This is a genomic window from Nonomuraea rosea (assembly GCF_039539705.1).
Lineage (GTDB): Bacteria > Actinomycetota > Actinomycetes > Streptosporangiales > Streptosporangiaceae > Nonomuraea > Nonomuraea rosea.
In genome coordinates this window covers 105,819-127,488 of the sequence record NZ_BAABDQ010000028.1, presented here as the reverse complement: position 1 = coordinate 127,488, position 21,670 = coordinate 105,819, and the positions used below count along the sequence as shown (strand labels likewise).

Annotated in this window: 21 protein-coding genes and 1 pseudogene; 15 read left to right on the top strand and 7 right to left on the bottom strand. The window is 69.3% G+C overall.

What is annotated here, in order from left to right:
• Positions 1–395: 395 nt before the first annotated feature.
• The 6 genes from ABEA43_RS44980 to ABEA43_RS44955 all read left to right on the top strand — a co-directional run bounded on the left by ABEA43_RS44980 (position 396) and on the right by ABEA43_RS44955 (position 6,669).
• On the top strand, positions 396–3,332 hold the full coding sequence (locus ABEA43_RS44980; RefSeq protein WP_345572150.1) for a sensor histidine kinase: 2,937 nt from the start codon (positions 396–398) through the stop codon (positions 3,330–3,332).
• Complete coding sequence (locus tag ABEA43_RS44975) at positions 3,329–3,751, top strand: roadblock/LC7 domain-containing protein (RefSeq protein WP_345572148.1); 423 nt, start codon at positions 3,329–3,331, stop codon at positions 3,749–3,751. Before ABEA43_RS44980 ends, ABEA43_RS44975 begins: the two co-directional genes overlap by 4 nt.
• Positions 3,752–3,822: 71 nt before the next feature.
• Positions 3,823–4,170, top strand: a complete 348-nt coding sequence (locus tag ABEA43_RS44970) for a DUF742 domain-containing protein (protein ID WP_111179488.1) — start codon at positions 3,823–3,825, stop codon at positions 4,168–4,170.
• Positions 4,151–4,738, top strand: a complete 588-nt coding sequence (locus tag ABEA43_RS44965) for a GTP-binding protein (RefSeq protein ID WP_345572146.1) — start codon at positions 4,151–4,153, stop codon at positions 4,736–4,738. Before ABEA43_RS44970 ends, ABEA43_RS44965 begins: the two co-directional genes overlap by 20 nt.
• A 102-nt stretch (positions 4,739–4,840) precedes the next feature.
• Positions 4,841–6,220: an aldehyde dehydrogenase family protein gene (locus tag ABEA43_RS44960; protein ID WP_345572144.1), complete on the top strand. Its 1,380-nt coding sequence runs from the start codon at positions 4,841–4,843 to the stop codon at positions 6,218–6,220.
• 5 nt (positions 6,221–6,225) lie between these two features.
• Positions 6,226–6,669, top strand: coding sequence for a hypothetical protein (locus tag ABEA43_RS44955; RefSeq protein WP_345572142.1), 444 nt, complete (start codon positions 6,226–6,228; stop codon positions 6,667–6,669).
• Position 6,670: 1 nt separating this feature from the next.
• On the opposite strand, the gene ABEA43_RS44950 is transcribed toward ABEA43_RS44955, so the two are convergent.
• From ABEA43_RS44950 to ABEA43_RS44920, 7 genes and pseudogenes are all read right to left on the bottom strand, one after another.
• On the bottom strand, positions 6,671–7,510 hold the full coding sequence (locus ABEA43_RS44950; RefSeq protein ID WP_345572139.1) for an ABC transporter permease: 840 nt from the start codon (positions 7,508–7,510) through the stop codon (positions 6,671–6,673).
• 31 nt (positions 7,511–7,541) lie between these two features.
• Complete coding sequence (locus ABEA43_RS44945) at positions 7,542–8,309, bottom strand: ABC transporter permease (protein ID WP_345572138.1); 768 nt, start codon at positions 8,307–8,309, stop codon at positions 7,542–7,544.
• The gene (locus ABEA43_RS44940) at positions 8,306–9,256 is read right to left on the bottom strand and encodes an ABC transporter substrate-binding protein (RefSeq protein WP_345572137.1); all 951 of its coding nucleotides are present in this window, start codon (positions 9,254–9,256) and stop codon (positions 8,306–8,308) included. The genes ABEA43_RS44945 and ABEA43_RS44940 overlap by 4 nt, the downstream gene beginning before the upstream one ends.
• A gap of 84 nt (positions 9,257–9,340) precedes the next feature.
• Positions 9,341–10,345, bottom strand: coding sequence for a methyltransferase (locus ABEA43_RS44935; RefSeq protein ID WP_345572136.1), 1,005 nt, complete (start codon positions 10,343–10,345; stop codon positions 9,341–9,343).
• A gap of 16 nt (positions 10,346–10,361) precedes the next feature.
• A complete protein-coding gene (locus tag ABEA43_RS44930) occupies positions 10,362–11,141 on the bottom strand; it encodes an ABC transporter permease (RefSeq protein WP_345572135.1) in 780 nt (259 codons plus the stop codon).
• Positions 11,142–11,206: 65 nt separating this feature from the next.
• A pseudogene (locus ABEA43_RS44925) lies at positions 11,207–11,914 on the bottom strand (ABC transporter permease); the annotation flags it as partial.
• Entirely contained in the window at positions 11,911–12,783 is an 873-nt protein-coding gene (locus ABEA43_RS44920; protein ID WP_345572133.1) for an ABC transporter substrate-binding protein, read from the bottom strand. The gene ABEA43_RS44920 and the pseudogene ABEA43_RS44925, both read right to left, overlap by 4 nt.
• A 565-nt stretch (positions 12,784–13,348) precedes the next feature.
• On the opposite strand from ABEA43_RS44920, the gene ABEA43_RS44915 reads away from it, so the two are divergent.
• The 9 genes from ABEA43_RS44915 to trmD all read left to right on the top strand — a co-directional run bounded on the left by ABEA43_RS44915 (position 13,349) and on the right by trmD (position 21,552).
• Complete coding sequence (locus tag ABEA43_RS44915; protein WP_345572132.1) at positions 13,349–16,135, top strand: sensor histidine kinase; 2,787 nt, start codon at positions 13,349–13,351, stop codon at positions 16,133–16,135.
• A complete protein-coding gene (locus ABEA43_RS44910; RefSeq protein WP_345572131.1) occupies positions 16,132–16,554 on the top strand; it encodes a roadblock/LC7 domain-containing protein in 423 nt (140 codons plus the stop codon). The genes ABEA43_RS44915 and ABEA43_RS44910 overlap by 4 nt, the downstream gene beginning before the upstream one ends.
• Before the next feature lie 5 nt (positions 16,555–16,559).
• Positions 16,560–16,964, top strand: coding sequence for a DUF742 domain-containing protein (locus ABEA43_RS44905; protein WP_425570489.1), 405 nt, complete (start codon positions 16,560–16,562; stop codon positions 16,962–16,964).
• A gap of 7 nt (positions 16,965–16,971) precedes the next feature.
• Entirely contained in the window at positions 16,972–17,532 is a 561-nt protein-coding gene (locus ABEA43_RS44900; RefSeq protein WP_345572130.1) for a GTP-binding protein, read from the top strand.
• A gap of 57 nt (positions 17,533–17,589) precedes the next feature.
• Positions 17,590–19,134, top strand: coding sequence for a signal recognition particle protein (ffh, locus tag ABEA43_RS44895; protein ID WP_345572129.1), 1,545 nt, complete (start codon positions 17,590–17,592; stop codon positions 19,132–19,134).
• 308 nt (positions 19,135–19,442) lie between these two features.
• Positions 19,443–19,955: a 30S ribosomal protein S16 gene (rpsP, locus tag ABEA43_RS44890; RefSeq protein WP_345572128.1), complete on the top strand. Its 513-nt coding sequence runs from the start codon at positions 19,443–19,445 to the stop codon at positions 19,953–19,955.
• 1 nt (position 19,956) lies between these two features.
• Positions 19,957–20,202, top strand: a complete 246-nt coding sequence (locus ABEA43_RS44885) for an RNA-binding protein (RefSeq protein ID WP_020546537.1) — start codon at positions 19,957–19,959, stop codon at positions 20,200–20,202.
• Positions 20,203–20,272: 70 nt separating this feature from the next.
• Entirely contained in the window at positions 20,273–20,773 is a 501-nt protein-coding gene (rimM, locus tag ABEA43_RS44880; protein WP_345572125.1) for a ribosome maturation factor RimM, read from the top strand.
• Positions 20,773–21,552: a tRNA (guanosine(37)-N1)-methyltransferase TrmD gene (trmD, locus tag ABEA43_RS44875; protein ID WP_345572232.1), complete on the top strand. Its 780-nt coding sequence runs from the start codon at positions 20,773–20,775 to the stop codon at positions 21,550–21,552. The genes rimM and trmD overlap by 1 nt, the downstream gene beginning before the upstream one ends.
• Positions 21,553–21,670: the final 118 nt, after the last annotated feature.

Here is a 21,670-nt window from a genome sequence, read left to right as displayed (position 1 = left end):
GACTTCAGTTACTGATGATACTGGCCATTCGATCTTTTCTGCGAGTCCGGAAGCGGCTCGTGGAACGATCCGCTATTCCTGTTTCACCTGATAGGACGCCATCTACCGATTCTGTCGAATTTTTTGGACAATCCGGGATAAACACCTCATCGGGGCACTAGTAGTGGTTGGCCCTCGCCGACCCCTGTGCTCAAATGGCGCTTATCTCGATGTACATATTGCCCCACGTGCATTTACCTGCATGGTCACCGAGAATTCCCCTCCGGGGCGAGAGGTTGCGAAGGCAAGTGAGAACGCAGAGCGCTGAAGCTTCCGCTGACCGCGAGCCGCACGGGCATCAGAAGCGTCGGCTGTCGAAACCTACCTCCAACAGGTTCGGGCTCGGCAACTGGCACGTGCGATCGCGTCTTGTCGCGCTGATCGTGGTTCCCACGGCCGTTGCCGTGGGGCTGGGCGGGCTGAACGTGGTCACCTCGCTCAGCGACGCCAACACGTACCAGACCCTTCGTGAGGTCGCCGAGCTGAGCGAACAGCTCGGGGCGGTCACGCACGAGCTGTCCTTCGAACGCGACGAAACCGCCCTCTACATCGCCCAGGGCCGGCCCGACAGCCGCGAGGCCCAGCTCCGCACCACCTACAGCGGGGTGAACGGCCTCATCGACGAGTCCAAGCAACGGGCGCTGGCACTCACCGACACGCATCCAGAAGCCATACGACCGGTGCTGCGGCGCCTGGAGGAGATCCCGACGCTGCGTGAGACGGCGGTCAACGGGAAGATCCAGCCCCTGCCCATGATCCAGAAGTACTCGCAGATCATCGCGACCCTGCTGCAGTTCCATGACCAGGTCGGCCAGGTCGCGGTGGACGACCAGGTCTCGCACAGTGCCAGCTCCATGGCCGCGATCGCGCGCGCCAAGGAACAGGCGTCCAAGCAGCGCGGCATCCTGGCCAGCGCGCTGGACAAGAAGGGCTTCGACAGCGGCGAGCTCGACGCGCTCACGGACGCCAAGTCGCGTGAGGAGAGCGAGGAGACGCTGTTCGGCACTCTGGCCAACCTCGACCAGCTCGAGCTCTATCGCAACACCGTCGTGGGCAGGGACGTCGACCAGACCGACCTGTTCCGGCTGCGGGCCATGGCGCAGGCCGCCGAGGCCAAGGAGCTGAGCATCGGACTGCGGCCCGACAGGGACGTGGCCACGTGGTTCGACGTCAGCACCGGCAAGATCGACGCGCTCAGGAGCGTGGAGAAGGACCTGTCCTCCTCCGTCATCCTGCGCGCCAGGGCCCTGGAGGAGGGCGCCAACCGCTCGGCGCTGATCTCCGGCGGCCTCATCCTGCTCCTGCTGCTGGTGGTGCTCGCGGTCATCTCGCTCATCGCCCGCTCGCTCATCAGGCCGCTGCGCAAGCTGCGCGGCGAGGCGCTCGACATCGCGGGCAACCGCCTGCCGGAGACCGTGCGGCAGCTCCGCGAGAGCGGAGACGGAACGGTCGGCCCGGTGATCCCGATCGGCGTGGACACGCACGACGAGATCGGCGAGGTCGCGCGCGCGTTCGACGAGGTGCACCTTGAGGCTGTGCGGCTGGCGGGTGAGGAGTCGCGGCTGCGGAGCAATGTGAATGCGATGTTCGTGAACCTGTCGCGGCGTAGTCAGACGCTGGTGGAGCGGCAGATCACGTTGATCGATGGGTTGGAGCAGGGTGAGCAGGACGAGCAGCGGCTCGGGAACCTGTTCAAGCTGGACCATCTGGCGACGCGTATGCGGCGTAACAGTGAGAACCTGCTGGTGCTGGCGGGTCAGGATCCGCCGCGGCGGTGGAGCCAGCCGGTCAAGCTGGTGGACGTCGCGCGGGCCTCGCTGTCGGAGGTCGAGAACTACGAGCGCGTGGTGCTCCAGGTGCCCGACGGAGTCTCGGTGGCCGGCCAGGCCGTCAACGACGTCATCCACCTGCTCGCGGAAGTGGTGGAGAACGCGCTGTCGTTCTCGCCGCGCGAGACCAGGGTGACGGTGTCGGGCAGCCGGATCGACGGCGGCGGCGTGATGCTGTCGATCACCGACTCCGGCATCGGCATGACCCAGGAAGAGCTGGTGCAGGCCAACGAGCGGCTGACGGACGCGCCCTCCGTGGACGTGTCGGTGTCGCGCCGCATGGGCCTGTTCGTGGTCGCCAGGCTGGCCCACCGGCACGGCATCCGGGTGCAGTTACGCCCGCACGCCTCCGGCGGCCTGACCGCCATGGTGCTCATCCCGGAGAACATGCTCGGCTCGCAGGCCCCGACCTTCCCCGGCCAGCCGTCCTTCTCCGGCACTCCCGCCTTCTCCGGACCTTCCTCGGGATCCTCGCCCCAGTCCGGCACGCAGCCGCCCGCCTTCGCGGGGGCCGGCGCCGGTCCCAGGGACGAGCCGTACTCGGGACCGCACGGCGCGCCGCCGGCCACCGACTGGCCTGCTCCGCCGACGGCCCCGCCACAGCCCCCGCCACAGTCCATGCCGCAGTCCATGCCGGCGCAACAGTCCGCGGACTGGCCCCAGCAGGGGTCACCGGCCGGCGACTGGCCGCAGCCCACCTATCAGATGGGCCCGTCCCACCCGTCCTTCCCCTCCAATCCGGAGGGCGGCGGCAACTGGCCGTCCCTGCCCCAGTGGGGTCCCTCCGACAACAACGGCTGGCCCGCCGATCCACGCGACAACAACGGCTGGCCCGCAGACCCGCGCGACGGCAACGGCAGGCCGGCGGAGCCGCGCACCGGCGGCAGCCCGGACAGCGCCGACGTCTGGGTCCCGCCACGCGGACCCGCCTGGAACGGCGACCGCGGCCTGCCCAAGCGCCCCACGCCCGAGCAACCGGGCAACTGGGGTCACGACGCGATGCCGCCGCAGCAGCGGCCGGGCCTCGGCTTCCCCGAGACCGACCATGGAGCTCCGGGAGCTCTTCCGTCCGCCGCGCCCGCCTCGGCGGGAGACGAGTACCTGCCGATCTTCGCCGCGGTCGAGTCCGCCTGGTTCGGGCGCGACGAGAACGGCGCGAGCTGGGGCTCCTCCAAGGCGGACGAAGGCTGGAGCGCGGCAGAGGCCGTGGTGGAGCCGGCCCGCGGCGGTTCGACGGCGGCCGGCCTGCCCAAGCGGGTGCCCAAGGCCAACCTGGTGCCCGGTTCCGCGGACACGTCGTCCTCGCCGAAGGGCGTGACCCCGATGCCGGCGGTGTCACCGGACCGGATCCGCAATCGGCTATCGAGCTTCCAGCAGGGCTTCCGGGCAGCCCGTGATGACATCACCGAGGGCAAGGCGTTTCCCTCCAGCCCGAGGAACAACGACAGGGAGGAGGGCGCATGAAAGACCTGAGCCACACGGCACGCGGCGTCGACTGGCTGATCACTGACTTCGTCGGCACGGTCCCAGGGGTCGCGCACGCGGTGGTCGTCTCGTCCGACGGTCTGCCGCTGGCGGCTTCGTCGGGTTTTCCGCTTGATCGGGCTGATCAGCTGGCTGCGATCGCGTCGGGTCTGGTGAGTTTGACGCAGGGCGCGGCCAGGGTGTTCGAGGGCGGCGCGGTCAATCAGACGATCGTGGAGATGCAGCGTGGGCTGATGCTGATCATGTCGATCAGCGACGGCTCGTGTCTGGCGGTGCTGGCGGCCCCCGACTGTGACATGGGGCTGGTGGCGTACCAGATGACGCTGATGGTCGATCGCGCCGGACAGGTGCTGACCCCGGCTGTGCGCGCGGAGCTGCGCGCCAGCCAGACCAGGTGATGTAGGTGACAGACCCTAGATGGAACAGCGGCGGTTGGGCACCTCCGTCTCAGCCCCAGTCCCAGTCGCAGCTGAATCCCGACCCCGCTTCCCCCGTCCGCCCGTACGCGGTGACAGGTGGACGGACGGCGCCGCGGGTCAAGCTGGCGATGGAGGCCCTGGTGTCCTCGGCTACGGCCGAGCAGCGGGAGTTCTCGCATATCACGCCGGAGTACCAGGCGATCAGTCAACTGTGCCGGCAGGTCCGGTCCGTCGCAGAGGTGTCGGCTCTGCTGCGGATCCCGCTCGGCGTCGTACGGGTGCTGATCGCTGACATGGCCGCCGAAGGTCTGGTTCGCGTGCACCAACCACAACTGGACGCCGGAAGGCCGGACGTAAATCTGCTCGAAAGGGTGCTCAGTGGACTTCGCAGGCTCTAGCCCCGGCCTCACCTCGACGAAGATCGTGGTGGCTGGAGGTTTCGGGGTGGGCAAGACGACGTTCGTCGGCGCGGTGTCGGAGATCATGCCGTTGACCACGGAGGCAGTGATGACCGACGCCTCCGCGGGGATCGACGATCTGGGCATGACGCCGTTGAAGTCGACCACGACCGTCGCCATGGACTTCGGCCGGGTGTCCCTCGACCGTGACCTGATCCTGTACCTGTTCGGCACCCCCGGGCAGCACCGGTTCTGGTTCATGTGGGACGACCTGGTGCGTGGCGCCATCGGCGCGGTCGTGCTGGTGGACACGCGCCGTCTTGCCGACAGCTTTCCGGCGATCGACTATTTCGAGGAGGCGCAGCTCCCGTTCGTGGTGGGCGTCAACGGATGGGACGGCGAATACCCGCACAGTGACTCCGAGGTGCGCGACGCGCTCACCCTGGCACCGCACATCCCGCTCGTACGTCTGGACGCGCGCTCCAAGGACTCCGTCAAGAGCGCCCTGATCAACCTGGTCGAACACGCGCTCACGACCCGGATGGCCGTGCCCGGCTGGGGCGGCTAGCCCGTGACCCCGAGTGCGTTGACAGCGCCGCCACTCACCTGATCACAATGGCCACGGTCCCGCCGAGCATCACAGGAGCACCATGTCCCGTGGCCGTGTCCCATGAACGTGCGGAACCCGATCACCGGGCAGACCGACAGGCCGCTCTCTCCCATCCCGCCCGAACGGCTGGCCGCCGCCGCGGCCGGGCTGCGGGCGGCCGCTCCCGCCTGGGCGGGCGCCGAGCGCGGCCCGGTGCTCTCCCGGTTCGGCGCCGCGCTGGCCGATGACGACGACCTGCTCGCCGCGCTGGTGGCCGACACCGGCAGGGTGGGGGAGTCGGTGCTGGAGCGGCGCATCGTGGCCGGCCTCATCGACCGATGGGTACGCCGCGCCCCCGCACTCCTCGCACCCCCTGCCGAGCACCCCGCCTCCCTGCCCGGCGTCTTCGTGGGCGGCGACGCGGTGCCGTACGAGCTGGTGGGGGTGATCAGCCCGTACAACTTCCCGCTGCTGCTCGGCCTCATCGACGCGGTGCCGGCGCTGGCCGCCGGATGCGCGGTGCTGGTCAAGCCGAGCGAGGTGACGCCGAGGTTCGTCGAGCCGCTCATGCGGCTGGTCCCCGACGGGCTGCCGCTCCAGGTCGTGGAGGGCGACGGGCGTACCGGCGCGGCGCTGGTCGACCTGGTGGACGCCGTGGTCTTCACCGGCAGCGTGGCGACGGGCCAGGTGGTGGCGCGGGCGGCGGCGCGCGCGTTCGTGCCGGCGTTCCTGGAGCTGGGCGGCAAGGATCCGGCGATCGTGCTGGCGGGAGCCGACCTCGACCGGGCCGCCGCGGCGATCCTGTGGGGCGGCACCGCGAACGCCGGGCAGTCGTGCCAGTCCATCGAACGCGTCTACGTGGCCCGCGCGGCGCAGGACGAGTTCCTGGCGCTGCTCGCGGGCAAGGCCGAGCAGGTGGGCCTGACCTGCGAGGGCGGCCCGATCGGGCCCATCATCCGGCCGGGCGGGGCGGAGGTGATCGCCGCGCACCTCGCCGACGCCGTGGCCAGGGGCGCGACCGTGCACACGGGAGGCAGGATCGAGCGGCACGGCGGCGGCCACTGGTGCCGTCCGACGGTGCTGTCCGGCGTCGATCACTCCATGCTGGTCATGACGGAGGAGACGTTCGGCCCGGTGCTGCCCGTCATGGCCGTGGACGGACCTGATGAGGCGGTCGCCCTGGCGAACGACTCGCGTTACGGCCTGTCCGCCGCGGTCTTCGCCGACTCCGAGGAGCGGGCCATGGCCGTGGCGGGCCGGCTGCGGGCCGGGGCGATCAGCGTCAACGACGCCGCGCTGACCGCGCTCGTGCACGAAGGCGAGAAGCACTCCTTCCGCCTGTCCGGGCTCGGCGGCTCGCGCATGGGGGACGCGTCCATCGCCAGGTTCCTGCGCCGCCGGGCCTTCCTGGTCAACCGATCCGAGGCCGCCGATCCCTGGTGGCACACGACGAAGGAGTAGCGGGGATGGGACTTCGCGCGGACATGCCGTTGCTGGCTCGCCACGAGGGCGAGTGGGAGGGCGAATACCTGCACCTCGATCGCGACGGGACCCTGCTCGACCGGCACCGCGTCAGCATGACGTGCGCGATCGCCGGCGACGCCGTCTACCACCAGACCAACCGCTACACCTGGGACGACGGGCGCACCGAGGTGCACGAGTTCCCCGGGGAGTATCTCGGCGGCGGGCGGTGCGGGTTCGACACCGAGCGGATCCAGGGCGAGTTCTGGGAGCTGGACGACAGCACCATCTACCTGTCCTGGCGGTACAAGGATGAGGGAGCGGACCTGCGGCTGTTCGAGATGATCGTGCTGAGCCAGGACGGCACGTCGCGCAGCAGGGTCTGGCAGTGGGTCAAGGGCGGCGAGTGCGTACGCCGGACGCTGATCGACGAGCGGCGGGTGGGCTGAGTCAGCCGTCGTTCCTGGCGCCTCGGTGCCAGGACAGCACGGCGCGCTCGACGCCGAGGAAGGCGGCGTTGAGCGCGATGCCGAGCAGCCCGAGCAGCACGATCGCCGCCCACATGGCCGGGATGTCGAACTGGCTCTGCGCCTCCAGCATGCGGTGCCCGATGCCTTCGCTGCTGCCGACCAGCTCCGAGATGACCATCATGATCAGTGCCAGCGACACGCTCAGCCGCAGCCCGGCGAAGATCTTCGGGGCGGCGGCGGGCAGGATGATCCTGGTGAGCCGCTGCCACCCGCTGAGCCGGTAGACGGTGCCGGTCTCGATGTACTGCCGGTCGACGTGGCGGGCGCCGTCCATGGAGTTGATCAGTACGGGCCAGATGACGCCGTACACGATCGAGGCCAGCTCCATCGGGGTGCCGATCTCGAACAGCACCAGGAACACCGGCAGCAGCGTCGAGGGCGGCACCGAGCGGCCGAAGTGCAGCAGCGGCTCGACCAGCGCCGACAGCCCGCGCGAGCGGCCGAGCGCGACCCCGGCCAGCACCCCGGCGGCGCTGGCCATCGCCCACCCGGCGAACAGCCTGGCCAGGCTGGGCAGCAGGTCGGCCACCGCCTCGTCGGTCAGGAACGCCCGCGACGGCGGCCCCGAGAACCACATCTCGTGCAGCCGGACCGCGATCCGCGACGGCGGCGGGAAGTACGCGGCCTGCGCCGAGCGCGTGGCCAGCTCCCAGGCCAGCACGGCCACGGGCAGCAGCCAGTACCACACCAGCCGCCGCCCGAACGAGCGCCGCACCCTCACGGCGGCCGTCGCGCCCGCGCTCACCGCCTCCGTGGTCATGCCGCCTCCTGAGCGTGCGTCGCGCTCGTGCTCACGTCGTCTCACCGGCACGCGCCAGGTGCCAGCGGAACAGCCGCCGCTCCCCGGCCGTGAACAGCAGGTTGGCGGCCAGACCTATCACCCCGGCCCACACGGTCGCCGCCAGCATCCGATCGATCCGGTTCGCGTTGCCGGCCAGCGACAGGAACGCGCCGATCCCGCCGCCGCCGGGCGCCAGCAGCTCCACGCTCACGGCCACGATCAGGGTGACGGAGACGGCGATCCGCACGCCGGTCGCGATGAACGGCGCCGCACTCGGCAGGCTGACCCGCAGCACCACGGCCAGCGGGCCGAAGCCGAAGCTCCGCAGCGTGTCCTTGGCCAGCGGATCGACGTCGCTCAGGCCGTACATCGTGTTGATCAGCAGCGGCCAGGAGCAGGTGTAGACGATCAGCGCCGTCTTGGCGTCCTGACCTGCCGGGAACAGGAACATGGCCAGCGGGATCAGCGCCACGGACGGGATCGGCCGCAGGAACTCCACCAGCGGCCGCGCCGAGCGTTCCATGAAGGGCACCGTCCCGAACACCAGCCCGGTGGGCACGGCGACCGCGATCGCGATCGCCAGCCCGCTCAGGCAGGCCGCCAGCGTGGCCAGCACGTCGGCCCTGAACTGGGCCTCCAGCGGCAGCCCCGCCGCCGCGACCAGCACATCCGACATGTACGGCAGCACGTCCGGCACCAGCCCGCCCCGCCCCGCCAGCTCGGCGGCGACGAGGAATCCCGCGACCCCCAGCGCGCCGAGCAGACCGCGAGCGATCATCCGCTCAGCGGGGCGAAGAGCTGGGCCACGTCCACCTTCGTCTTGATGTAGCCGTAGCCCTGCAGCAGGTCGGCCAGTTTCTGCACGCCGGCCTGGTCCGGCCGCATCGAGAACGTGCCGAGCGTCATCGCCGCCGCCGCGTCCGCGGGGATCTGCGTGTACGTCGGCACCACCTCGTCGATCGCGGTGCGATCGGCGCTGGCTATCTGCTGGGCCTTGGCCAGCGCCCGGTGGAGCGCGGCGGCCGTCTTCGGGTTCGCGGTCAGCCACTGCTCGGAGACGCCCCACCCGTCGATCGGCACCCCGGCCGTCACGCCGTCCGTGGTGTCGATGATCTGGGTGGCACCGCTCTTCTTGGCCGCGGTGAGGAACGGCTCGACCAGCCAGGCCGCGTCCACCTTGCCCGAGGACAGGGCGGTGAGCTGGTCGGCGAACTGCACGGGGACGTATTTGACGTCCTCCGGCTTGAGCCCGGCCTCCTGGAGGTGAGCGTTGGTCAGCGTCTGGCCGAGCGCCTTCAGCACGTTGACCGCGATCGTCTTGCCCTTGAGGTCGGCCGGGGCCTTGACCGGCGAGCCCTTGGCCACCACGACGCCGGCGACGCCGGGGGCGGCCTCTTGACTGTGCTGGAAGAGCTTGAGCTTGGCCGCGCCCGAGTCGTTGATCGCCATCAGCGACACGTAGCTCGTCAGGAACGCGTCCATGCTGCCGTTGAGGATCTTCGGCATGACGGCCTGCGGAGCCTGGATGATCTCCGTCTTGACCGTCAGGCCCTCCTCCTTGAAGAAGCCGCGCTTCTCCGCGATGAACAGCGGCGCCGACGACGGCACCGGCACCACGCCGACCAGGAGATGCGTCTTCTCCAGGCCGCCGGAGGACGTCGGGCCGCCGCCCGTCCCCGTGTCTCCTCCGCTGCCGCACGCGCTCAACGTGAGGGCGATCGCCATACCCGCGACTACGATCCTGGCCGGCTTCATGTCGCTGCCTTTCGGTCTCGGTCCCCGTCGATCAGGTGGCGGCCGGGGGAGTGCTCAGCGGGGCCGCGCCTCGATGAGACTCGCGCCGGAGCCGAGCTCGACGATATCGCTGAGAGCCAGCTCCGCCTGGGCGAACAGCGTCGCGAACTCCTTGCGGGTGCGCTCGGTGCCGCCGTTGAAGATGGCCAGCATGCGCATGTCGATGTCCTTGCCGAGGTGCGGTGCCTCGTCGTCGGGCAGCGCCACCTCCAGCAGCAGGACGCGCCCGCCGGGGTTCATGGCCTGGCGGATGTTGCGCAGGATCCTGAGCGCTTCCTCGTCGTCCCAGTTGTGCAGCACGCTGGCCAGCAGATAGACGTCCCCGCCCGAGGGGACGGCGTCGAAGAAGTCGCCGGTGACCACCTCGGACCTGTCGGCCAGGCCCTCGGCGGCCAGCGTCTGCGCGGCCCGGCCGGTCACGTGCTCCAGGTCGACCAGGATGCCGCGCATGGTCGGGTTGGCGTGCAGGACCGTGGCGAGGATGTGGCCCTTGCCGCCGCCCACGTCCACCATGGTCACGTTCTCGGGGAAGTCGTAGCGGTTGGCCAGGCCTTCGGTGAAGGGGATGGCCCTCGCGGTCATGTAGTCGTCGAACAACCTGCTCGACGCCGGCTTGTTCGCGAGGTAGTCGTACACGTGGCCGTGGCGCTTCACGAACGCCGAGCTGCCGTCGCGGACGGTGGCGGGCAGCATGCCCATGGCGTACCAGAAGCCCTCCTCGCCCAGCATGCGGATCGAGGAGCGGACGGAGTCGGTGACGTCCGAGCGCAGCGGGGCGCCGCGCTCGGTCAGCTCGTACGCGTCGGGCCCGGCCGAGCGGATCACCCCGAGACCGGCGAGTTCGCGCAGGACCCGGCGCAGCGAAGGGGCGTGCGCCCCGCAGCGCCCGGCCAGTTCGGCCGAGCCGAGCGGTCCCTGGGTGAGGTGGTCGGCCAGGCCGAGCTCCGCCATGGTCAGCAGCGCGGCGAAACGGGAGATGTCGCCTACGGCCCCCCAGAGGAGGTCATCGGAGTGCGGCATATGTCCTTCCGGAGGTCTACGTGTTGCGGGTGGCCTGCCGGTGCCAGACGAGCACGCGGCGTTCTGCCAGCACGAAGAGGGAGTTGACGACGTAGCCGAGCACGCCGAGCAGCGCGATCGCCGCCCAGACGCCCGCGCCGTCGAAGCTGCGCTGGGCCTGCAGCAACTGGTAGCCGATGCCGTTGGAGCCGCCGATGAGCTCGGTGATCACCATGAGGATCAGCGCCAGCGACAGGCTCAGCCGCAGCCCGGCGAAGATCTTGGGTGAGGCGGCGGGCAGGACGACCACCCGCAGGCGCTGCATCCTGCTCAGGTTGAAGACCGTGGCGGTCTCGGTGTAGGTGCGGTCCACCGCCCTGGCGCCGTCGATCGAGTTGAGCAGCACCGGCCAGATCACGCCGAACACGATCGTGGCGAGCTGCGTCGTCAGCTCCACCTGGAACAACACCACGAACAGCGGCACCAGCAGCGGCGGCGGGACGGCCCGGCCGAACTCGATCAGCGGGTTCACGTAGTCGGCCGCGGAGCGCGAGCGGCCCAGCAGCACGCCGAGCAGGACGCCGATCACGGAGGCCAGGATCCAGCCGGAGAACATGCGGCCCAGGCTGGGCAGGAGGTTCTCGATGGCGTCGTCGGTGAGGAACACGCGGCTGATCGGCCCGGAGAACCACAGCTCCCACATACGGGCGACGATCGTCGTGGGCGGCGGGAAGTCGGTGTCCTCGAGGAACCGGCCGGCGATCTCCCAGACGACCAGCACGGCCGGGATCACCCAGAGCCTGGAGAGGGCTTTCATGACTCGTTGGCTCCCGTCCGCATGCGGTGCCAGTGGAACAGCCGGCGCTCACCGGCCATCAGGAGGAGGTTCGCGAGCACGCCGATGATGCCGGCCCAGAACGTCGCCGCCATGATGAGGTCCGTCCTGTTGCCGCTGCCCGCCATGGTCACGTAGACGCCGATGCCGGCGACCCCGCCGGCCAGCAGCTCGGCGCTGACGGCCAGGACGAGCGCGATGCCGGCCGCGATCCTGATCCCCGTCGCGACGAACGGGGCCGCGCTGGGCAGGCTCACCCTGGTCAGTACGGCCAGTCCGCCGAAGCCGAAGCTGCGCAGGGACTCCTTGGCCAGCGGGTCCACGTCCCGCATGCCGTACAGGGTGTTGATGAGAATCGGCCAGATCGAGGCGTACACGATGACCGAGACCTTCATCAGCTCATCCACCGGGATCAGCAGGATCGCCAGCGGGATGATGGCCACGGAGGGGATGGGGCGCATGAACTCCAGCACGGGCCTGATGGCGCGCTCCACCGGGGTCAGCGCGCCGAGCAGCACCCCGGCGGGCACCGCCACCGCGATCGCGATCAGCAGGCCGAACGCCCAGTTGGTGAGCGTGGTGCCGACCCCGGTCAGGAACTCGGCATCGCCCAGCAGGCCCACGGCTTCGTACAGGATGGTCGAGGGTGCTGGGAAGTCCAGGTCGTCGCTGATGACGAACCGGATGACCAGCTCTCCGGCTATGAGGAACCCCGCGGCGCCGATGGCGCCGCGGAGCAGTCGTGCACCGGTCATCCGCTTGCGGGCACCGCGAGGACGGACTTCACGTCGATCGGGCTCTTGAGGTAGCCGTACTCGAGCATGAGGTCGGCGACCTTCTGGAGGCGGTTCTCGTTCAGGGCGCTCGGGTAGGTGCCCAGGGTGATCACCGACGCCGTCTTGGCGTCGATCTTCGTGTACGTCGGCAGCATGGCCTCGATCTCCTTGCGGTCGGTCGAGGCGAGCTGCTGCGCCTTGGCGATCGCGCGCTGGAAGGCGGCCAGCGTCTTCGGGTACTTCTGGACCCACTCCTCGCTGGCCATCCAGCCGGCGATCGGGAAGTCCTCCATCTGGCCGGTCATCGTGTCGGCCAGCTTGCGGAAGCCGTTCGCACTCTGGTTGGCGGTGATGAACGGCTCGGTGATCCAGGCGGCGTCGGCCTGGCCGCTCTTGACGGCGTTGCCCATTTCCGGGAACGGCTTCTCGATGAACTTGACGTCGTCGGCCGTCAGACCGGCCACCTTGAGCTGGGTGGTCACCGCCAGGGTGGCGACGTTGTTGAGGTTGTTGACCAGAACGGTCTTGCCCTTCAGCTCGGCCACCGTCTTAATCGGGGAGTTCCCGGGGACCATGATGTTGAAGGTGTTCGGACCCGCCTGATACATGTCCGCGACCAGCTTGATCTTCTTGCCGGCGCTGACGGCGGCGAAGGTCGAGACGTAGTTGGTCTGCGAGATGTCGAGCTGACCGCTCTCGACCATGGGCACGGCCACCGCGCCACCGGTGATGGTGGTCGGTACCACCGTCAGGCCCTCCTCCTTGAAGAAGCCCTTGGCGTTGGCGATATAGACCGATACAGGGTCGGGAATGGGGAGAGCCCCTACCTTGATGGTGGTTTTCTCCAAGCCGTTGCTGTTGGCTGAGGACGTCGGAGACTCAGAGCCTCCGCCGCAGCCGGCAAGGGCGAGGGCGACTGTGACGCCGAGAACAATGGCGTGACAGCGCAGTTTGCGTGTCATGGGGGGGTTCTCCTACCAGGGGGAAGCTTCTGGAGATCGGCACGAGATGCCGGGCGTGAAGCGTACCGGAGGGGAGATCGGATCGGCAGCACTATGCCTCGTATATGCAGTTTATCTGCTAAATATGACTGTCCACCTCCATAGATGTAAATATAGTGATATCTGGTAGTTAGTGGTCCAATGTCCGTATTGATATCTTGGTTGCGCTCTGTGTTCGGAGGCTTGCGACGTGAACAATGTGTGACTTGGAACGGTTGAAAACTGGTGAGACGTTGGCTGAAGTATGAGGTTTGTGCTCAAATTGGGCCTCGAACTTGCCTGCGACCACTCGTCCGCGCGACGAAGCCGCTGAGACCCCCCAGAGCAGGCACATGGCGAGAGGTTGCCACCAGTGAGGACAACAACGACCGGCCACGGTCGTGGTAGGGCTCCGGACGTACCGGAACAGTCTGTGGGCGGTGAGCTGCAGGAAGTACAGACGCCCAGGTCGGGTAGCCCGCTCGCGCTGCGCAACTGGCGTGTACGCACCCGCCTCATCGCTCTCATCGCCATCCCCACCATCGTGGGCGTGATCCTTGGCGGGCTGCGCGTCACCACTTCGATCAGCAGCGCCCAGGAATACCAGCACATCAGCGAGGTCGGCTCGCTGATCACGCAGCTCGGAGAGCTCGCCCGCGACGTCGGCGCCGAGCGCGACCTGGCCAGCCGGTTCGTCGTCTCCGGAAAGCGGAGCATCGAGGGCAGCCGGCTCAAGAGCCAGCAGGAGATCGTGGACGCCAGCGTCAAGCGCACTCTGGCGGTCGCGAAGACGGCCGAGCCGTCGCTGTCCGACCTCGGCCGCAGGAACCTGGACCGCATCAGGACCCGGCTCAGCCAGCTCGCGTCGCTGCGCGACACCGTCAGCAAGTCGCAGCTCCCGCCGCTGCCGACGATGGAGAAGTACTCCGAGAGCATCGCCGACATGCTGCAGCTCTACGACGAGCTCGGCCAGGGCTCCACGGACGAGCAGCTCATCGCCACCTCCGCCGCGCTGCGAGCCATCGCCCGCGCCGAGGAACAGGCGTCCAGGCAGCGCGCCCTGCTGACGAGCGCGACCGTCAGAGGGTTCTTCGAGGAGCCGGAGTTCAACGCGTTCCTCGACGCCCGCTCCCGGCGTGAGAGCGAGCGGGCCTCGTTCCGCGCGGTGGCCACGCCCGACCAGCGCCAGACGTTCGACAACACCGTCGCCAGCGTGAAGATCGGCCGCGCCGAGTTCTACATCGCCAGGGCCATCCTGCTGCAGAACGCCGGCGAGCCGCTGCAGAAGCTCGACTCGGCCACCACAAAGGACGCGGACCGCTGGTTCGAGTCCATCAGCGAGGCCGTCGACCGGCTTCACCAGGTGCAGAAGACGCTGGCGGAGCAGGTCGCCACCCGCAGCGCCGACGTCGCCAGCGGTGAGCGGCAGCTGGCCGCCATCAACATCGGCCTCGTGGTCATCCTGCTGGTCCTGGTCCTCGCGATCACCGCCCTCATGGCCGGCTCCCTCGTACGCCCGCTGCGCCGCCTGCGCGGCGACGCCTTGAAGATCGCCGGCAGAACCCTGCCCGACCTCGTCCGCCAGTTGCGCAACAGCGAGGTCAGCCCCGAGCAAGTGCAGGTGCCGCCCATCGAGATCTCCTCCAGAGACGAGATCGGCGAAGTGGCGCGCGCGTTCGACGAGGTGCACCGTGAGGCTGTGCGGCTGGCGGGTGAGGAGTCGCGGCTGCGGAGCAATGTGAATGCGATGTTCGTGAACCTGTCGCGGCGTAGTCAGACGCTGGTGGAGCGGCAGATCACGTTGATCGATGGGTTGGAGCAGGGTGAGCAGGACGAGCAGCGGCTCGGGAACCTGTTCAAGCTGGACCATCTGGCGACGCGTATGCGGCGTAACAGTGAGAACCTGCTGGTGCTGGCGGGTCAGGATCCGCCGCGGCGGTGGAGCCAGCCGGTGAAGCTGGTGGACGTCGCGCGGGCCTCGCTGTCGGAGGTCGAGAACTACGAGCGGGTCGTGCTGGAGGTGCCGGAAGGCGTCTCCATCGCGGGACAGGCCGTCAACGACATCATCCACCTGCTGGCCGAGCTGATCGAGAACGCCCTGTCGTTCTCGCCCCGCGAGACCCGCGTCCCCGTCTCCGGCAGCCGGATCGACGGCGGCGGCATCATGCTCTCCATCAGCGACTCCGGCATCGGCATGACCGGGGAGGAGCTGGTCCATGCCAACGAGCGGCTGACCGACGCGCCCACCGTGGACGTCTCCGTCTCGCGCCGCATGGGCCTGTTCGTGGTCGCCAGGCTGGCCCACCGGCACGGCATCCGGGTGCAGCTGCGCCCGCACGGCTCCGGCGGCCTGACCGCCATGGTCCTCATCCCCGAGTCGCTGCTCGGCGCACAGGCCCCGCAGTTCGCGGGAAACGCAGGGACGGGCGCGCCCCCCGCGGCGGGACCCCCCCGCGAGGAGGCGTTCTCCACGCCGCAGCCCGCGGCCGCCAGCCCATGGCCGGCCTCGTCCTACCAGCTCGGCCCAGGGCACCCGTCGTATCCGTCCTACCCGTCGGAGCCGGCGCCGCAGAGCGGCTCCTGGCCGTCGGTGCCCGCCTGGCCCGCCGAAGCCGGCGGCTGGATGTCCTCCAACTCCGCGGACTCCTCCGCCGACGTGTGGGTGTCCTCACGCGGCCCCTCGACGGGGGAGCAGGTGCTGCCCCAGCGCGGGGCGCGGCCCGACGAGGCCCGCTCCTGGCAGCGCGAGCAGCCGGCGCCCATGGCGCAGCAGCGCTACGACTACCCGGAGACCGAGTCCGCGGCGACGGGCCCGATCCCGGTGGTGAAGCCAGCTTCGGCCGGCGACGAGTACCTGCCGATCTTCGCCTCGGTCGAGTCCGCCTGGTTCGACCACGGTGTCGAGAGCGGCGCCACCTGGGGCTCGGCCAAGGCCGACGCCGGCTGGAGCGCGGCGGAAGCCGTGGTCGAGCCGGCACGCGACGGCGCGACGGCGGCCGGTCTGCCCAAGCGGGTGCCGAAGGCGAACCTGGTGCCCGGCTCGGCCGACACCGTCTCCGCGCCGAAGGGTGTCGCCCCGATGCCGGCGGTCTCGCCCGACCGGGTGCGCAGCAGGTTGTCGAGCTTCCAGCAGGGCTTCAGGGCCGCGCGCGACGACATCAGCGAGGGCCGGACGTACTCGTCCGGCTCCAGGAATGACAGCAGGGAGGAGGGCGCGTGAACGACCTGAGCCACGCGGCACGCGGGGTGGATTGGTTAATCACCGACTTCGTCAGTACCGTTCCGGGGGTCGCGCACGCGGTGGTCGTCTCGTCCGATGGTCTGCCGCTGGCGGCTTCGTCGGGTTTTCCGCTTGATCGGGCTGATCAGCTGGCTGCGATCGCGTCGGGTCTGGTGAGTTTGACGCAGGGCGCGGCCAGGGTGTTCGAGGGTGGCGCGGTCAATCAGACGATCGTGGAGATGCAGCGTGGGCTGATGCTGATCATGTCGGTCAGCGACGGCTCGTGTCTGGCGGTGCTGGCGGCTCCGGATTGTGACATGGGGCTGGTGGCGTACCAGATGACGCTGATGGTCGATCGCGCCGGACAGGTGCTGACCCCGGCTGTGCGCGCGGAGCTGCGCGCCAGCCAGACCAGGTGATATAGGTGACAGACCCTAGATGGAACAGCGGCGGCTGGGACCCACAACCCCCGTCGCCGCCCCCCAGCTCTGACCCCGCCTCGCCGGTGCGGCCCTACGCCGTCACCGGCGGGCGTACGGCGCCCAAGGTCAAGCTGGCGATGGAGGCCCTGGTGTCCTCGGCGACCGCCGAGCACCGGGAGTTCTCGCACATCACGCCCGAGTACAAAGCGATCAGCCAGCTCTGCCTGCAGGTCAGGTCGGTGGCCGAGGTGTCGGCGCTGTTGCGGATCCCGCTCGGCGTCGTGCGTGTTCTGATCGCGGACATGGCGGCCGAGGGCCTGGTTCGAGTGCATCAGCCGCAGCTGGAAGCGGGTAGGCCGGACGTCAACCTGCTGGAAAGGGTGCTCAGTGGACTACGCAGGCTCTAGCCCCGGTTTGACCTCGACGAAGATCGTGGTCGCGGGCGGGTTCGGGGTGGGCAAGACGACGTTCGTCGGCGCGGTGTCGGAGATCATGCCGTTGACCACTGAGGCGGTCATGACCGACGCCTCGGCCGGCATCGACGATCTGGGCATGACGCCGCTGAAGTCGACCACGACCGTCGCCATGGACTTCGGCCGCGTCTCGCTCGACCGTGACCTGATCCTGTACCTGTTCGGCACCCCCGGGCAGCACCGGTTCTGGTTCATGTGGGACGACCTCGTACGCGGGGCCATCGGCGCGGTCGTGCTGGTGGACACCCGCCGGCTGGCCGACAGCTTCCCGGCCATCGACTACTTCGAGGAGGCCCAGCTGCCGTTCATCGTGGGGGTGAACGGCTGGGACGGCCAATACGCCCACAGCGACGCGGAAGTTCGCGACGCGCTCACTCTGGCCCCGCACATCCCGATGGTGCGCCTGGACGCCAGGTCGAAGGACTCGGTCAAGACCGCGTTGATCAACCTGGTCGAGCACGCGCTCACAACCCGGATGGCCGTGCCAGGCTGGAGCGGCTAGGGAAGCGGATAGGCTGGAGTCTTAGACGTATATTCGCTTCGAGGACTGGCCAACCACGTGTTCGAGACGCTTTCCGACCGGCTGACATCGGTCTTCTCCTCCCTCCGAGCCAAGGGGCGGCTGTCCGACGCGGACATCGACGCCACCACTCGTGAGATCCGCATCGCGCTGCTTGAGGCCGATGTCGCGCTCCCGGTGGTCAAGGCGTTCGTCGCCCAGGTCAAGGAGCGCGCCCGCGGCGTCGAGGTGTCCCAGGCGCTCAACCCTGCGCAGCAGGTCGTCAAGATCGTCAATGACGAGCTGATCGGGATTCTCGGCGGCGAGACCCGGCGCATCCGCTTCGCCAAGACGCCCCCGACCGTCATCATGCTCGCGGGCCTCCAGGGCGCGGGCAAGACGACGCTGGCGGGCAAGCTGGCGCGCTGGCTGCGCGAGCAGGGCCACGCGCCCATGCTGGTCGCGGCCGACCTGCAGCGCCCCAACGCCGTCCAGCAGCTCCAGGTGGTGGGCGAGCGCGCCCAGGTCGCCGTCTACGCGCCCGAGCCGGGCAGCGGCGTCGGCGACCCGATCGCGGTCGCCCGCCAGTCGATCGACGAGGCCAAGCGCCTGCAGCACGACATCGTCATCATCGACACCGCCGGTCGCCTCGGCATCGACCAGGAGATGATGCAGCAGGCCGCGGACATCCGCGACGCGGTCAGCCCCGACGAGATCCTGTTCGTGGTCGACGCCATGATCGGCCAGGACGCCGTGATCACGGCGCAGGCGTTCATGGAGGGCGTCGGCTTCGACGGCGTGGTGCTGACCAAGCTCGACGGCGACGCCCGCGGCGGTGCGGCGCTCTCGGTCAGGCACATCACCGGCCGGCCGATCATGTTCGCCTCCACCGGCGAGAAGCTGGAAGACTTCGACGCCTTCCACCCCGACCGGATGGCCTCCCGCATCCTCGACATGGGTGACATCCTCACCCTGATCGAGCAGGCCCAGAAGACGTTCGACGAGGAGCAGGCCGCCAAGATGGCGGGCAAGCTCACGTCGGGCGAAAACTTCACGCTCGAGGACTTCCTCGAGCAGATGATGATGGTCCAGAAGATGGGGCCGATCAAGAATCTGCTCGGCATGATGCCCGGCATGGGGCAGATGCGCGACCAGCTCAACTCGATCGACGACCGCGACCTCGACCGCATCGCCGCCATCATCCGCTCGATGACCCCGGCCGAGCGCCAGGACCCCAAGATGATCAACGGCTCCCGCCGTTCCCGCATCGCGAACGGATCGGGCGTCACGGTCACCGCCGTGAGCAACCTGGTCACCCGCTTCTTCGAGGCACAGAAGATGATGAAGCGGATGGCGGGCGGCATGGGCATCCCCGGCATGCCGGGCGGGCGCAAGGCGGGCAAGGCGCAGAAGAAGGTCAAGAAGGGGCGGCGCGTCAGCGGCGACCCGCGCAAGGCGGCCCTGGGCAAGGCGTCGCCGGACGAGGCTCCCGCCGAGCCCAAGCCGGGCGGGGTGCTGGGCAACCTCGGCGGCAAGCTGCCTCCCGGCCTGGAGCTCCCGCCGGGCTTCGACCCGTCGAAGTTCAAGCTTCCCGGCCAGCAGTAGGCCTTTTTCGGCGCATGCCGTCCGCCCGGGTCACTCCGGGCCGGTCGGCGATCGGGCAGGTCATGGCCGTGCCGGGGGTTCCTGGTGGGCGCCGCCTGCCACGAACTTGCCCAGCCTTTGCGGTGACCTGCTGCTGGAGGTCGAAGGCAGTGTCTTCGATCTGGCACAATGGCATGTTGGAACATCGTGACCACGCGGGTGCCCTCTCACCTCCCGCAGGACGCGCCTGTCCCTGGAGCGTCGTCCCGTCGTGCCCCACTCGGCGAGATGCCGTTCACCCACGCTCGAATGCAGGAGAGACCACACCCGTGGCAGTCAAGATCAAGCTCAAGCGGCTCGGCATGATCCGCAACGCTCAGTACCGAATCGTCGTCGCCGACAGCCGCACCAAGCGTGACGGCCGGGCGATCGAAGAGATCGGCCTGTACCACCCGAAGAACGACCCTTCGCGCATCGAGATCGACGCCGAGCGGGCCGCTTACTGGCTGGGTGTCGGCGCGCAGCCGACCGAGCCGGTGCTCAAGCTGCTCAAGCTCACGGGCGACTGGCAGAAGTTCAAGGGCGAGCCCGCCCCTGCGCCGATGAAGGTCGCCGAGCCCGCGCCCGACCGTCACGCCCTTTACGAGGCCGCGGCCAAGGAGGCGCTGTCCGGTGGCGACACCGGCACGGCCGCCACCACCACGCCGAAGCGGGCCAGGAAGAAGGACGAGGCAGCCAAGGACGAGGCAGCCGAGGCCGCCGCTCCTGCCGCTCCTGCGGCTCCTGTCGCTCCGGCCGCTCCCGCCGCTCCCGTCGAGACCAAGACCGAGGGCGAGGCCTGACGTGCTCGAGGAGGCTCTCGAGCACCTCGTTAAGGGCATCGTCGAACATCCCGACGATGTCCGGGTCCGCGCACGCCGCATTCGCAGCGGGCGCGTCCTGGAGGTCCGGGTGCACCCCGAGGACCTGGGTAAGGTCATCGGACGCGGCGGGCGCACCGCCAAGGCGCTGCGCACAGTCGTGAACGCCCTGGCCGACGGGAAGTATGTGCGGGTCGACTTGCTCGATCTGGACGAAGCAGTCCGTTAGCGTCAGGTTTGCGCGCCCTCATCGGCTTCTGTCCGGTGGGGGCGCTCGCGTTTAGAAAGGGCAGGTTCACGTGCAGCTGGTCGTCGGCCGGATAGGCCGTCCACACGGAGTACGCGGCGACGTGACCGTGGAGGTGCGCACCGACGAACCCGAGCTGCGCTTCGCCGTCGGCACGGCGCTCGCGACGGACCCCGCGGACAGAGGTCCGCTCCTCATCGAGAGCCGTCGCTGGCACAAGGGCATGTTGCTGGTGTCCTTCGCCGGGATCGCCGACAGAGACGTGGCGGACGAGCTGCGGGGCACCATGCTGGTCATCGACTCGTCCGAGGTCACGCCGTCGGACGACCCCGACGAGTTCCACGACCATCAGCTCATCGGCCTGGCGGTGGAGACCACCGCGGGCGAGCCCGTGGGCGAGGTCACCAACGTTCTGCACCACGGTCAGGATCTCCTCGTGGTCCGCAGGAGCGGGGCGGAGGAGGCTCTCATCCCGTTCGTCAAGGCCCTGGTGCCCGAGGTCGACGTGGCGGGCGGGCGGCTGGTCGTCGACCCGCCAGAAGGCCTGCTGTGATGCGGCTCGACATCGTCTCGATCTTCCCCGAATACTTCGCGCCGCTCGACGTCTCGCTGATCGGCAAGGCTCGTGAGCGGGGCACGCTCGACGTACGCGTGCACCAGTTGCGCGACTGGGCCCACGACGTGCACAGGACCGTGGACGACACCCCTTACGGCGGCGGGCCCGGCATGGTCATGAAGCCGGAGGTCTGGGGCGAGGCCATCGACGCGGTGGCCGGGGACGGCTCGCCGCGCCTGATCGTCCCGACGCCGAGCGGGCGGCCCTTCACCCAGGAGCTCGCGCAGGAGCTGGCCGCGGAGCCGTGGCTGCTGTTCGCGTGCGGGCGCTACGAGGGCATCGACTCGCGCGTCATGGACGAGTACGCCGGGCGGCTGCGGGTGGACGAGGTCGGCATCGGCGACTACGTGCTGGCCGGCGGCGAGGTGGCGGTGCTGGTGATGGTGGAGGCCATCGGCAGGCTGCTGCCGGGCGTGCTCGGCAACGCGCAGTCGGCCGTGGACGACTCCTTCGCCCCCGGGTCCATGCAGAACCTGGTCGAGGGCCCCGTCTACACCAAGCCGCCCGTCTGGCGCGGCCGTGAGGTGCCCGCCGTGCTGCTGTCCGGGCATCACGGCAAGGTCGCCCGGTGGCGGCGGGACGAGGCGCTGCGGCGTACGGTCAGGAACAGGCCGGAGCTGGCGGCGGCGCTCGACCCCGCGAGCCTCGACAAGCACGACAGGAAGCTCCTCGACGAGCTCTCGTTTCGCGCCGGGCCGGAAGATATGGCAAACTGAATCGCTGGTAACCGTCACACGGTTGGTCAGTCATGCCCGGGTAATGGTCCCGGGTCATCAAATCAGCAAGCGCGTCCGCCGCGAGCTTCGGCCGGGTGGACCTCCGCGTGCTCGCGAG